Source organism: Streptomyces sp. NPDC111744, assembly GCF_055634995.1.
This window is the reverse complement of sequence record NZ_JBVKCG010000020.1, coordinates 152,115-164,232: the sequence shown is the minus strand read 5'-3', so window position 1 is coordinate 164,232 and position 12,118 is coordinate 152,115. Positions and strand designations below refer to the sequence as shown.

Genomic DNA, 12,118 nt, shown 5'->3' with positions numbered 1-12,118 from the left:
CTGGTCCGGGACCGTAGTGATGATCTTCTTGCCGCGGACGGCGCCGGCGATGCCCAGCTCGCGCATCAGCCGCTCCACGGTGCAGCGGGCCACCGTTGATCACGAGGAAATGGGCAGGGTGAGTGACACGGTCTTGCCCCGGCCGTTGGGGGAACTGACCCACTCCTCGGCCAGTGTCTGCACGATCAGCATGCCTCGCCCGTGCTCCGCTTCCGCGTTCTCCTCCTCGGCGAGGGCCAGGGGGGACGGAACCGGCGGATTGCTGTCCGAGTCCCGGACCTCCAGCCGGACGCGGTCAGGGAAGGCCCGCAGACGGACGTCCACGTCGCTGCCGGCGTGCACGAGCGCGTTGGTGACGATCTCCGAAACGATCAGCTCCAGCGGGTCCGACAGGTCCTCAAGTCCCCACGAGTCGAGGTGATCGTGCACGAAGCCGCGCGCCGTCCTGACCCCGCGCAGATCCCGACGCTGAATGTGCAGACCGGCCGTCCGGGGTTCGTCCTGGCCCTGCGCCCCCTCGTACCGCGCGAGCAGCAGGACGGCGTCGTCGCGGCGCATCTGGGGAGTGCAGAACTCCGCGACGACCGCATCCGCCAGTTGTTCGAGGTCGGGTGCGGATCCGCCGTCGCCGGACCCGAGCAGCTCGCGTGCGCAGTCCTGCGGATCCGCGGAGTACAGGCCGACCAGGCCGTTCGTGTAGAGCATCAGAACCGAACCGGCGCCGATGGCGTGCTCGCGTCCCTGACAAGGGTCGGCCGCGCAGACACCCAGGGGCAGGTTGGCCGGTGCGTCGAGGACGCCGATGGTTCCGTCGGGGCGCCGTACCAGGGGAGCTGGGTGACCGGCCAGGGCGACCTCGGCGATGCCGTCCAGGGTGTCCAGCGCGACGACGCAGCAGGTCACCGTCAGATCGGTGCCCAGGTCGGCAAGGAGTCCGCCGGTGCGGTCGATCACGGTCGCGGGGCGGTGGCCCTCGGTGGCGTACGAGGCCACCGCGGTGCGTACCTGCCCCATGACGGCGGCGCTCTCCATGGAGTGGCCCTCGACGTCGCCGACGACCATGACGGCGCGGTCGTTCGGGAGTCTGAGTACGTCGTACCAGTCACCGCCCGCCTTGGAGCGCACGTCGGCGGGCCGGTAGCGCGCCGTGGTGGCCAGCCGCGGCAGGTCGGGAAGCCGGGCCGGCAGGAGGAAGCGTTGCAGACACCGGGCCACCTCCCGCTGCCGGGTGTTCAGGCGGACGCGTTCCACCGCGGCTCCCAGCAGACCCGCCATCATGCCGAGCAGGGCGCGTTCCTCGGGCGGGAAACCACGGGGGCCGGAGAAGGAAAGGCAGCAGACGCCGACGACCTGCCTGCTGTCCGTCAGGGGCAGGTCGATGAACTGCCCGTCGCCGACGAGTGGCAGAAAGAGCTCGGTGCGGGCCTCGTCGTCGGCGAGCGGATCGTTGTCCGCCGCCCGCTTCTCATGGACGGACAGCGGACGTCCCTCGAACGCTTCGGCCGCCGGCGTCCGGGCGTCGAGCCCGGTCCCGTGCAGGTCGCGCACCATGCGCGAGGAATCCCCGCTGTGCCCGAGGACCCACAGCCGGCCCTCCTTGGCGCAGAGCAGCACCAGAGCCCGGGCGTGCAGCGGGGACATGACGCAGTACCGGGCGGCCGCCACGATGTCGTCCGTCGTGGCGGCCCGGTTGAGCAGTTCGGCCAGCCGTCGCAGCGGGTACATCATGCTCGCCCCCGTCGATCCGGGGACATCGGGCACCCCCCAGCCCGGGATGAAGGCCTGCACGTCGACGTCGGCCTCCGGCGGGATCAGTGTCGGCAGAAGACCGGGCGTCAGGCTGATGCCGTCCCCGGCGAGCCTTGCCAGGGCGTCGGCCAGCAGGCTCCCGATGTCCCCGAGTGCGGTGCGTTCGGCGGGGCTGTAGTCGCCCGAGGTTTCCGGACGCAGCACGGTGAGCACCCCGAAGCGCCGGTCGTCGGCGGTGACCGGGACGGAGAGGGCGGTGTAGGGGTAGGGCAGTACGTGTCTCCGGCCGGGCCGGGCGGGATTCGGGTCGATCAGTACGGCCGTTTCCCCTGTCTGCCACGCCCGGACCGAGGCGGATGGCGTGTCCAGCCCCATCCGGCCGGGGAGGGTGAAGCAGGAGGGCGTGCTTCCGCCGGCCAGGGCGAGCCGAAGCTCGCCCTCGCGTTCGTCGGGCATGTAGACGCCTGCCGCCACGGCGTTCAGCGCGCGTCGGGCCTGGCGGCTGGCGCAGTTCAGGACCTCCGCGAGGTCCGCGCCGTGGACGGCGACGGATGCGCCTCCGCGGTTCGGATCGCTTCCTGGTCTGCTGCTCGTCACGGGACGGCTCCCTCCAGCGCGGCACCGGACGTCGAGAGGAGATCTGTCACCTTTCAGTCCGATATGCCATTATTCGGCGGGAGGAGGCTACGCGCGAACCCTGAGTGTCCCGGCCGGCATGCCCGCGGCATCCCCGGTGCATGTATTTGCATGGTCAATGATTCAATGGTGCCTCTCTGCAGGCACAGCGAAGGATGCGCGATGTCCCGTTCAGTCCTCATCACCGGCGGTAACCGCGGGATCGGCCTCGCGGTCGCCCGGGCGTTCGCCGAGGCGGGCGACAAAGTGGCCGTCACCTTCCGCTCCGGTGAGCCGCCGGCCGACCTGCTCGACCTCGGTGTGCTGGCTGTACGGTGCGACATCACCGAGCCCGAGCAGGTCGAGCAGGCCTTCAAGGAGGTGGAGGCCGCCCATGGCAACGTGGAGGTACTGGTGGCCAACGCCGGGATCACCAAGGACCAGCTGCTCATGCGGATGACCGAGGAGGACTTCACGAGCGTCATCGACACCAACCTCACCGGTGCCTTCCGGGTGGTCAAGCGCGCCAACCGCGGCATGCTGAGGGCGCGCAGGGGCCGCGTGGTGCTGATCTCGTCCGCCGCAGGTCTGGCGGGCCAGGCCGGTCAGGCGAACTACGCGGCGTCCAAGGCCGCGTTGGTCGGCTTGGCCCGTTCCCTGGCCCGCGAACTGGGCTCGCGCAACATCACTTTCAACGTGGTCGCACCCGGTCTGACCGAGACGGCGATGAGCGCGGAGCTCACCGACGCGCAGCGAGCGGCTGTGGTGCAGCACATTCCGCTGGGCCGCCTGGCCCGGCCGGAGGAGATCGCCGCCGCCGTCGCGTTCGTCGCCTCCGAGGCCGCCGGCTACATCACCGGTGCGGTCATCCCCGTCGACGGCGGTGTGGGAATGGGGCATTGACACCCCGCCGGCTCGCGGCCGGCGCGGAGAGTCCCGAGGCCGTCCCCCGGAAACAGCGGCCGTCCATGCCGGCGCAGCCTTCGGGTCTCGCGGTGTTCCTGTGCCGCCGGGCGGATGGAGGCGTCGTGGGGACCGGGCAGTTCCCGGTACCGAGGCCCGTGGACGGTGCTGTCGGCTGACGCCGGAGCGACTTCGCCCGCTTGTGACGCACCGAATCGGTACGTCACAAGCGGGCGATCCACGCGTCCTACCGGCACGACCCTCGACCCTGCGAGCCTGTGGGGTCAGAGCACCGCGTCACGCCTGCGCGGGTCCTTCGCCGCCGAGGAGGCCGGCCTCGGTGAACGTCTTCACGAGGTGGTGGTGGTCGGCGACCCGGGTGAGCTGGAGCAGTTCGGTCTCGGCGGTCATGTAGGGCCGGTGGCCGGGCTTGATGTGGAAGGCGTCCCCGGCCTTCAGGAACTCTTCGCTGCCGTCCGCGTACTCGACCCGGACTTCACCGCGGAAGAGGTAGCCCCAGTGCTCCACGGGGCAGGCGCGGTCGGGGAACGCGGTGAGCAGGTCGTCCATGCTGTAGCCGTTCGCGCAGGTCTCGAAGGCGTAGTGCATGTCGCCCAGTTCCGCCCACTTGCCCGTGTATCCCGGGGTCTCGACGGTGGCTGGCGCGTCGTTCTTGTTGATGTGCATGTGTCTCGGCTTTCCTGCGGGATCAGTGGTCCTGTACGTCCGGGGCGCAGGCGGATGCGCCCCGGTTCTGCCTACACCTGCGCGGCCGCTGCGGCCGCCTGCGCGCTCACGTGGGTGGCGGCGCGAGTGGCTCGTCCGGTCAGCCGCCAGGAGATCATGCTGAGCATGCCGGAGGGGGCCGGGGGGAACACACCGAGCTGGCCGAGCATGGTGACGTCGTCACGCACCGCCTCGTGTGTGACGACCTTGCCGTCACGGAGGCCGAGCACATGTATCTGCTCGAAGTCGATCTCGCGCCCGGTGGGGGGCACGGCCTGGTCGAGCGCGCCGTCCTTGAAGCGGACGAAGGCCCCGGTGTGCCGGCCCTGCATGCGAAGCCGCACCCAGACCTGGTCGTTGTCGTGTATGACTCCGAGGACGGCGAAACGCAGGTCGCTGAACGCGGAGCGCATCCAGGCGCTGGAGGCGAGGATCCCGGCGGGCCCGGGAGTTGAGCAGGCTGTCGGCGAGACGGCGGCCTCGCGGTTGCGGAAGTCCCGGTGGACCACCTCGACGGCCAGTGTGGGATCCCCTGTCTCAAGGATGCGGAAGAGGCCGCGGCCCAGTTCCGATGCGTCCATTGCCATGGTGGTGATGCCTTTCTGGGCAGTGCCGCTCGGTGCTGTGAACGTTCGGGAACCGGGGGTCCGTCCGGTTGCGGTCGGTGCCGACATCGGCACGAGATCGGGCACAGCGCCATTCGAGTAACAGGATACCTAATGAATTCATGCTGATAGCATCGATCTATGTCGTCGAAACGTCCCTATGTGTCCCCGTTGCGTGAGCGGGGCGCGATCCGCACACGGGAGCTGATCCTTCGTCATGCAGTGGAACAGTTCGCGGAACGGGGCTACGGACGAGTGACGGTGGCCGACATCGCCTCGGCCGCCGGGGTCGCCTCGAAGACCGTGTTCTCGAGCGTCGGCAGCAAGAGCGACATCCTGAACGAGATCATCGACCAGGGCGTGGCCGCCTCGGGCTACGAGCAGGCGACGCAGGGCGTACTCGCCCTGCGAACGCCGCGGGAGGTCCTCGCGGCGCTGGCACACGGGACGCGTCTGGGTAATGAAAGCCAGTTCGCCGTGCACGAGGCGATCCACAAGGCACTTCCTGTCCACGAGGACGGAGAGGCCCTGTGGGAGCGGGCGACCGCCGCCTACCGGGACGCGCTGCACGCCGTCGCCGGCCATCTGCACACGCTGGATCCGGAGCCCTCGTGTCCGGTCGAGGAGACGGCCGATCTGCTGTGGTACTGGTTCGGCCCTCCGGGCTGGCGCACCCTGGTGGTGGAGAGCGGCTGGACGTGGGGCCGCGCCGAGGAGGTCCTGTGCCGGATCGCCGTCGCGGCACTCTTCTGACACGGCTCCCGTGCCGCGGCCTGTGCGGTTCGCGCGGGGCGGGGACGGCCGGGCGCTGCCGCGCCGCCGGGGAAGCGGGTCGGACGAGCCGGGCGACGACTCCGCCGGCAACCGGGGGATCACGTGAGCCCCTAGGGACACGGCCCGGGAAGGCATTCCCCGGCCGACGTGCCGACCGTCGCCGGACGTCGAGTGCCGTCGCGCGTTGCCCGGTATGCCGCGACGGTGCCTGCCAGGGAACCGCAGGCCGTTTCGCTGTCACGGCGCGCCGGGGAGAGGCCGTAGGCCCCGGGTGCCGGTTGCCGTCTCCGGCCGAGCCTGGGGGCGCCGAGGCCTTGTCGTCAGGCGAGGACCGGCGACGCCTGCGCCCCGCGCTGCTTCAGGCGTTCGGCGACGGTCTCCAGGAGTTCCTCGGAGAAGTCCTGGTCGGCGACGGCCCGGGACATGAGCATGGCGCCGACGAGTGCGCTGAGGGTGACCATGGCCTCGGCGCGGGCGTCTTCGGAGTCGTCGAGGCCTTCGATGATCTCCAGGTAGGCGCGTACCTGTTTCTCGTAAGCGTCCTTGAACTGGGAGTCGTCGCGTCCCGCGGAGGCGCCGAGGGAGACGAGCGCGCATCCGGTGGCCGGCGCATCCCGGTGCCGTTTGGTGAGGTAGGCGTCGATGAGACCCGCGCGCGCATCCTGCTCGTTCTTGTTCGCGGCGCGCTCCATCTTCGCGGTGCCTTCGGCGAGTGCGACGGTCGCGGCCTGTGCGATCAGGTCGTCGCGTGAGGCGAAGTGCTTGTAGAAGCCGCCGTGGGTGAGCCCGGCCTCGTTCATGAGCTCCGCGATGCCGAGACGCGTGACGCCTTCGGTGCGGACCTTGCGTGATGCGAGCTGCAGGACGCGTGCGCGGGTCGCCGCCTTCTCCACCTGCGAGTGGCCCATGTCCGTGCCTGCCTTCCGCGGGGCGGCGCCGTGGGAGCACCGCGCAACTGGATGACTTTCATCATACACCCTTGCCTGAAATGGGGGGAAAGCTTCTTGGGTTTGACTTTCAGGATGATGGGCGTAATCTTGCATGTGGATGGCGGTAGTCATCCAGATTGGACTTCCCGATTCGGAGTGGAACCCATGCCCCCCATCTATGACCCCCGCCGTACGGCTGTTCTGCTGGTCGATCCGTTCAACGACTTCCTGTCGGAGGGCGGGAAGATCTGGCCGCGGCTGGCTCCGGTGGCTGAGGAGGTCGGTCTCCTGGAGCATCTGCGTGCCGTCGTGGGCTCGGCCCGTGAGGCGGGTGTCCGTGTGGTCTTCGTCCCGCACCGCCGCTGGGAGGAGGGCGATTACGAGGGCTGGGACCACCCCAACCCCACGCAGCTGGGCATCATGGAGCGTCACAGTTTCGCCCGTGGTACCTGGGGCGGCGAGTTCCACCCCGACTTCCAGCCGCAGCCGGGTGAGATCGTCGTCCAGGAGCACTGGGCGCAGAGCGGTTTCGCCAACACCGACCTGGACTTCCAGCTCAAGCAGCATGGCATCAGCCATGTCGTGCCGGTCGGTCTGCTCGCCAACACGTGCATCGAGTCCACCGGCCGATACGCCATGGAACTGGGCTACCACGTCACCCTGGTCCGCGACGCCACCGCCGCCTTCCTCCCCGAGATGATGCACGCGGCCCACGACCTCAACGGCCCCACCTACGCCCACACCATCACCACCACCACCGAACTCACCACCGCATTCGAGGGAGCCCACGCATGACACCCGCAGGCGGACGCGGCGAACGCGGCCGAGTCCGCCTGCACCCTCGCGGAACCGGCAGCGAGAGGACGCGACGTCCGTCCCGCCGGTAAGACCTGCGACAAGTTGCAGCCGACCGAGCCACGGGCGCACCCACCAGCCGCGTGCCCGGCGATGTCGCCGGGCACGCGCCGGATCCGGCAAGGGGCCGCGCGAGACGGCGCTTCGCGTGGACCGCTGCCGCGGTGCCCGAGCGTCCGACGGCCTCATCGCCCGCCGCGCCTGTGACCCACGCACACGAGGAACCCCATGACCCGCGAAGCCACCACCCGCCCGGGCGTGAAACGGGGGACCATCCCCGTCTTCGCCACGGCTACCGCGATCACCGTGTCCAACATCTACTTCACCCAGCCGCTCCTCGACGAGATCGCCCGGGGCTTCCACACCTCGGCGTCGACCGCCGGACTGGTCGCCACGACGGGCCAGATCGGCTACGCGCTGGGCATCGTCGCCATCGTGCCGCTCGCCGACGGCGCCCGGCTTCGGCGGCTGGCCGGTGTGCTGCTGGTGATCACCGCCGTGGCGCTGCTCGCGGGAGCCGCCGCCCCCTCCGTGGCGCTGCTGAGCATCGCCACCCTCATCCTCTCCGCCACCACCGTGCTTCCGCAGGTCATCATGCCGACCGTCGTCTCCATGGCGGCCCCCGGCAACGCCGGCCGGGTCCTCGGAGCGGTGGGAACCGGCCTGACCATGGGAGCCCTCCTCTCGCGCACCGCTGCCGGCCTGATCGCCGAGGCCGCCGGAACCTGGCGGGCCGGATACGCTGTCGCCGCCGTGGTCACCGGTGCGCTGCTCCTGGTGCTGCCGCGCTTCATGCCCGCCGACGCTCCCGCCCCGGCCGCGGCACAGGGAAGCTACTTGCGCCTGCTGGCCTCGCTCCCCGAGCTCATCACCGAGCACGCGCCGCTGCGGCTCTCGGCCGCGCTGGGAGCGACGGTCTTCGCCGCCTTCTCCGCCTTCTGGTCCTCGCTCGCCTTCCACCTCACGGCTGCCCCGATCTCGCTGGGGCCCGCGGTGATCGGCCTCTTCGGCCTGTTCAGCGTGCCCGGAGCGCTGGCCGCCCGCTACTCGGGACGGCTTGCCGACAGCTGGGGTACGCCGAAGGTCAACGCCCTGTCCCTGGGATCGGTGCTGCTCGCCTTCGTCCTGTTCGGGTTCGCCGGCCAGTCGTTGGTCGCCCTCGCCGTCGGCTGCAACCTCCTCGGCTACGGAACCACCAGCGGCCAGATAGCCAACCAGGCACGCATCTTCGCCGCCCGGTCCGCGAACAAGGCCAGTCTGAACACCGTCTACATCTTCGCGGTGTTCGCGGGCGGCGCCGTCGGATCCGCCGTCGCCGGCGCGATGTTCACCGCGCACGGGTGGACGGGCGTGGTGGCCACAGGACTGGGCTTCGTGCTGCTCGCGGGCATCGCTCTCCTCTGGTACGCCGTCAGCGGCGGCCGAACCTCGGTCGGCAAGGCCGAAGATACGGCCGACACGTCCGACGCGGTCGATACACCGGACGCGCCCGACGAGGCCGGCACGGCCGACATGGCTGTCCCCGCGGGCACCGTCCGGTAGGACCGGCGTGCGGACGGGAGGGCCCCCGGGCCGGGCGCGGCTGCCCACATCACCATGCATCCCCGGCCGTTCGATCAGGACGGCGGGCACCAGGCGGCGCGGATGGCCATTGAAGCGTCTCTAGAACTCTGTGTGTGCCTGGGGTTTCCGGGCTTTTCGGGCGCGGCGTGGCCGTGTGCGGTCGCTGTCCGGTGGTCCGATCCTCGGGGTGAGGGGGTGGACTCCGGTGGCGTGCAGGTGGTGGAAGCCGGTCCGCTCGGCGGCGCGGGTGCGTCGTCGACAGGTTCTGCGTGAGAGCCGCATCCGGCCGGATCGAAGAGGGTCTTCTGCGATCGGGTGGGGTGCGGGTACTCCATGACCTGGCACCGGCCCGGAGGGGGCTGGTGTCTGGGTGTCATGCCCCGCCGGACGCTGAACCATCCCGGTGGGGGTGGTGGCGGGGACCGTACGCACATCGGGCATACGGCGGGAAGTCTTGTGGCCCGGGACCTGCCCGAGGGCGGTGTGCCAGGGGTCTTGGTGCCGGGGGCGGGTGGGGCTGCTGGGGGTGGGGCGCCCCTTGCCCGGGGTGGTCTTGGTCTTCGGCCTGTCCGGGCGGGGCGGGGCCTGTTCGGCCTGGTGTTGGCGGCGCAGGCGGCGGGTGGTCTTCTTCGGGCGGCGCACCAGGGTCACGGTGGCGTCGATGGTGGTGCGGATGGTGCGGGTGTGGGTGGCGCGGTCGGTGGTGGTGTGGGCTTGGGCGAGGAGGCCGCGGGAGACGATCCGGCGGGCGGCGGCGTGGTCGCGGTCCAGGGACAGCCCGCATGTGGTGCAGTGCGCCCACTTCCAGCCGCGTTCGGCCAGCCGGTCGGGGGCCGGATGGCGGGTGAGCGTGTTCAGGCAGCCGGGGCACAGCCGGGAGGTGCCGCGGGCCGGGACAGTGACCACCGCGATACCCGCCCTCGCGGCCAGATGGCGGATCGCGTCGGCCACCATGCCGCGTACCTGCCCGGACAGGCGGGCGTTACCGCGCCGGTGGCCACGCGCCTCCAGGGTGGTGAGGTCTTCGAGGTAGATGACGCTCGCGCCGAGCGCTGTCGCCTGGTCGACGGCCCAGCGGGCCGCCGCCCAGCCCAGCGCATGGTTCAGATGCCGGATCCGGGCACACACCCGCCCGTGCTCGACCTCCAGCACCCGCGCCCGCGCAAGGTGCTCACCCCAGGCCAGGTGCGGGGAGCCCAGCCCGTCGGCCAGCGCCCGGTAGTGATCGCGTTTGACGGCGAGGTGCTCACGCACGCCGCGCAGCCGGTGCAGACATTCCCGCCGAGGCCGCCCGCAGCGAGGAGTCCCCGGCCACCCTGCGCCAGGCCCGCCGCACCGGTGTCCCGATCTCCGGCGGAGCGCGCGTCCGCCCGATAGAAGTGCCGCGTGCGTGAACCCCGAATGCGGTTCTCCGCATTGTTCCGATGAAGGCGTCCCGAAGACAGAGTCCATGTATTTCGACAAGGGCCCGTGTGTTTTCGCATCCGCGCGTTATTCGTGCGGATGCGATCTACCCCACTGACCTGTACGCTCGACTGCGCCTTGTGACGGACAGCGGCGGTGACGGGACACAGTCACACCAAGGGGTGCCAGTCGAGTCGGCGTGTGGGTGAACAGACCCCACACGTTTCAGGAGAATATTGCTCTGCAGGCTCCAGAATGGAGAGCAGGACCATGACATTGACCGGGGAACTGTTTATCGGCTCGTCTGTGGTGCCGGCTTCCGAGGGTGGGATGAAGGCACTCAATCCGGCAACCGGCCAGCAAGTAGAGCCGGAATTCGCTTTCGGCGGAGAGGCCGAGGTCGACCGTGCCGCCCGGCTGGCCGACGCCGCCTTCGACAGCTACAACCGCACGAGTCTGCGCGAGCGCGCGGCGTTCCTGGAGAAGATCGCCGAGCGGCTCGACGCGGTCAGCGAGGAACTCGCCGAGCGGACGTCTCTGGAGACCGGCCTGCCCGCCGCCCAGTTGCAGGCGGAGGTCGCCAAGACCGCCGGTGTGTGGCGTCAGTTCGCGGAGGTGGTCCGGCAGGGACGGTTCCGGCAGGTGGCCATCGACCCCGCGCAGCCGGACCGGCAGCCGCGCCCGCGCATGGACCACCGCCTGCAGAAGATCTCGATCGGACCGGTGGCCATCTTCGGCGCGAGCAACTTCCCCATCTCGTACTCGGTCGTGGGCGGGGACACGGCTTCCGCGCTCGCGGCGGGCAGCCCCGTGATCCTGAAGGCCCACAACGCCCACCCGGGCGCGTCCGAACTCCAGGCCCGCGTCATCCAGGGCGCGGTCGCGGAGTGCGGGCTGCACGAAGGCGTGTTCTCGATGGTGCGCGGAGGCGGTAACGCGATCGGCGAGGAACTGGTGGATCATCCGCTGATCAAGGCGGTCACCTTCACGGGCTCCGAGGGCGGCGGCATGGCACTCTTCCGCCGCGCCCAGCTGCGTCCGGACCCCATCCCCGTCTTCTGCGAGATGACCAGCGTCAACCCGAACTTCGTGCTGCCCGCGGCGCTGGCGGCGCGCGGCGCCGAGATCGGTGACAACTTCGCCGAGCGGATGCTCGTCAACGTGGGCCAGGCCTGTCTCAAGCCGGCCATCCTGCTCGCCGTGGACGGCCCCGGCTTCAGCGAGATGCGCGATGCCGCGGCCGCCCGCGTCGGCGCCATGGCCGCCCGCCCGATGCTCACCCCGGGCATCCACAACGCCTACGAGGCGGGATCGCGGGCGCGGCGCGACTCGGGTGCCGAGGTCGTCACGGAGGGCCCCGAACCCGCGGGCGAGTGGGAGGGCCGGACCCGGTTGCTGGAAGTCGACGGAAAGCACTTCGTCGCCGACGCCTCCCTCGGGGAGGAGGTCTTCGGTCCCTTCGCGCTGCTCGTCCGCTTCGAGGGGATCGACCAGCTCCTGGAGGCGGCCCAGAGCTTCCGCGGACAGCTCACGGCCGTCATGCACATCGACGAGCCCGACTACGACGAGGCCGCGCGGCTGCTGCCGATCCTGGAACGCCGGACCAATCGCATCGTGGTCAATGCCTTCTCCCACCCCCAGGAGGTCGGCTACGCCACCATTCACGGCGGGCCGTTCCCGGCCACCACGGACAGCCGGTTCACGTCCGTCGGCATGACCGCGATCGACCGGTTCCTGCGGCCGGTCACCTACCAGGGCTTCCCGGACGCCCTCCTGCCCGACGCCCTGGCCGAGACGAACCCCGACGGGCTGTGGCGTCTGATCGACGGACAGCTGACCAGCCCGGAATAGACACCCGCGGCGGGGGGGCGCGCCGCGGGGGGGGGGGGGTTGGGGAAACACGGGGGGGGAAAGGGCCCCTTTGCTTCCCCCGGGCGTGTTCTCCCGCGGGGGTGCCGCCTCGGTGTGGGGCTCACCCCCCCTTCGTCCCCCTTT

General features: G+C 70.6%; 10 protein-coding genes and 1 pseudogene. 5 read left to right on the top strand and 6 right to left on the bottom strand.

Annotated elements, in window-relative coordinates; all coding sequences use genetic code 11:
* Together ACZ7OO_RS33945 and ACZ7OO_RS33940 are read right to left on the bottom strand one after the other, a co-directional pair.
* Positions 1 to 93: pseudogene (locus tag ACZ7OO_RS33945) on the bottom strand (IS3 family transposase); the annotation flags it as partial.
* 6 nt (positions 94 to 99) lie between these two features.
* Positions 100 to 2,346: a SpoIIE family protein phosphatase gene (locus ACZ7OO_RS33940; protein WP_471510775.1), complete on the bottom strand. Its 2,247-nt coding sequence runs from the start codon at positions 2,344 to 2,346 to the stop codon at positions 100 to 102.
* Between the two features lie 201 nt (positions 2,347 to 2,547).
* Between ACZ7OO_RS33940 and fabG the strand changes: the two genes are divergently transcribed.
* Entirely contained in the window at positions 2,548 to 3,267 is a 720-nt protein-coding gene (gene fabG, locus ACZ7OO_RS33935) for a 3-oxoacyl-ACP reductase FabG (RefSeq protein ID WP_471510773.1), read from the top strand.
* Between the two features lie 297 nt (positions 3,268 to 3,564).
* On the opposite strand, the gene ACZ7OO_RS33930 is transcribed toward fabG, so the two are convergent.
* Together ACZ7OO_RS33930 and ACZ7OO_RS33925 are read right to left on the bottom strand one after the other, a co-directional pair.
* Positions 3,565 to 3,954 (bottom strand): cupin domain-containing protein, encoded by a 390-nt coding sequence (locus tag ACZ7OO_RS33930; protein ID WP_471510771.1) that lies wholly within the window; start codon positions 3,952 to 3,954, stop codon positions 3,565 to 3,567.
* Positions 3,955 to 4,025: 71 nt separating this feature from the next.
* A complete protein-coding gene (locus ACZ7OO_RS33925) occupies positions 4,026 to 4,580 on the bottom strand; it encodes an ester cyclase (RefSeq protein ID WP_471510769.1) in 555 nt (184 codons plus the stop codon).
* Between the two features lie 159 nt (positions 4,581 to 4,739).
* Between ACZ7OO_RS33925 and ACZ7OO_RS33920 the strand changes: the two genes are divergently transcribed.
* Positions 4,740 to 5,351, top strand: coding sequence for a TetR/AcrR family transcriptional regulator (locus ACZ7OO_RS33920; RefSeq protein WP_471510767.1), 612 nt, complete (start codon positions 4,740 to 4,742; stop codon positions 5,349 to 5,351).
* A 341-nt stretch (positions 5,352 to 5,692) separates the two neighbouring features.
* Here the strand turns inward: ACZ7OO_RS33920 and ACZ7OO_RS33915 are convergent, their stop codons facing one another.
* Positions 5,693 to 6,280 carry a TetR/AcrR family transcriptional regulator gene (locus ACZ7OO_RS33915; protein WP_471510765.1) on the bottom strand — a complete coding sequence of 196 codons (588 nt, stop codon included), beginning with the start codon at positions 6,278 to 6,280 and terminating at the stop codon, positions 5,693 to 5,695.
* A 186-nt stretch (positions 6,281 to 6,466) separates the two neighbouring features.
* Here ACZ7OO_RS33915 and ACZ7OO_RS33910 point away from each other — a divergent pair, with 186 nt between their 5' ends.
* Together ACZ7OO_RS33910 and ACZ7OO_RS33905 are read left to right on the top strand one after the other, a co-directional pair.
* On the top strand, positions 6,467 to 7,096 hold the full coding sequence (locus ACZ7OO_RS33910) for a cysteine hydrolase family protein (protein WP_471510763.1): 630 nt from the start codon (positions 6,467 to 6,469) through the stop codon (positions 7,094 to 7,096).
* A gap of 288 nt (positions 7,097 to 7,384) precedes the next feature.
* Positions 7,385 to 8,698, top strand: a complete 1,314-nt coding sequence (locus tag ACZ7OO_RS33905) for an MFS transporter (RefSeq protein ID WP_471510761.1) — start codon at positions 7,385 to 7,387, stop codon at positions 8,696 to 8,698.
* Between the two features lie 120 nt (positions 8,699 to 8,818).
* Here the strand turns inward: ACZ7OO_RS33905 and ACZ7OO_RS33900 are convergent, their stop codons facing one another.
* Positions 8,819 to 9,973, bottom strand: a complete 1,155-nt coding sequence (locus ACZ7OO_RS33900; protein ID WP_471510759.1) for a zinc ribbon domain-containing protein — start codon at positions 9,971 to 9,973, stop codon at positions 8,819 to 8,821.
* Positions 9,974 to 10,453: 480 nt separating this feature from the next.
* Between ACZ7OO_RS33900 and ACZ7OO_RS33895 the strand changes: the two genes are divergently transcribed.
* On the top strand, positions 10,454 to 11,974 hold the full coding sequence (locus tag ACZ7OO_RS33895; protein WP_471510757.1) for an aldehyde dehydrogenase (NADP(+)): 1,521 nt from the start codon (positions 10,454 to 10,456) through the stop codon (positions 11,972 to 11,974).
* Positions 11,975 to 12,118 lie beyond the last annotated feature (144 nt).

Coding starts and splice junctions, on each gene's coding strand:
- fabG (WP_471510773.1), top strand. CDS start 2,548: ATGTCCCGTTCAGTCCTCATCACCGGCGGTAACCGCGGGATCGGCCTC.
- ACZ7OO_RS33930 (WP_471510771.1), bottom strand. CDS start 3,954: ATGCACATCAACAAGAACGACGCGCCAGCCACCGTCGAGACCCCGGGA.
- ACZ7OO_RS33925 (WP_471510769.1), bottom strand. CDS start 4,580: ATGGCAATGGACGCATCGGAACTGGGCCGCGGCCTCTTCCGCATCCTT.
- ACZ7OO_RS33920 (WP_471510767.1), top strand. CDS start 4,740: ATGTCGTCGAAACGTCCCTATGTGTCCCCGTTGCGTGAGCGGGGCGCG.
- ACZ7OO_RS33915 (WP_471510765.1), bottom strand. CDS start 6,280: ATGGGCCACTCGCAGGTGGAGAAGGCGGCGACCCGCGCACGCGTCCTG.
- ACZ7OO_RS33910 (WP_471510763.1), top strand. CDS start 6,467: ATGCCCCCCATCTATGACCCCCGCCGTACGGCTGTTCTGCTGGTCGAT.
- ACZ7OO_RS33905 (WP_471510761.1), top strand. CDS start 7,385: ATGACCCGCGAAGCCACCACCCGCCCGGGCGTGAAACGGGGGACCATC.
- ACZ7OO_RS33895 (WP_471510757.1), top strand. CDS start 10,454: ATGAAGGCACTCAATCCGGCAACCGGCCAGCAAGTAGAGCCGGAATTC.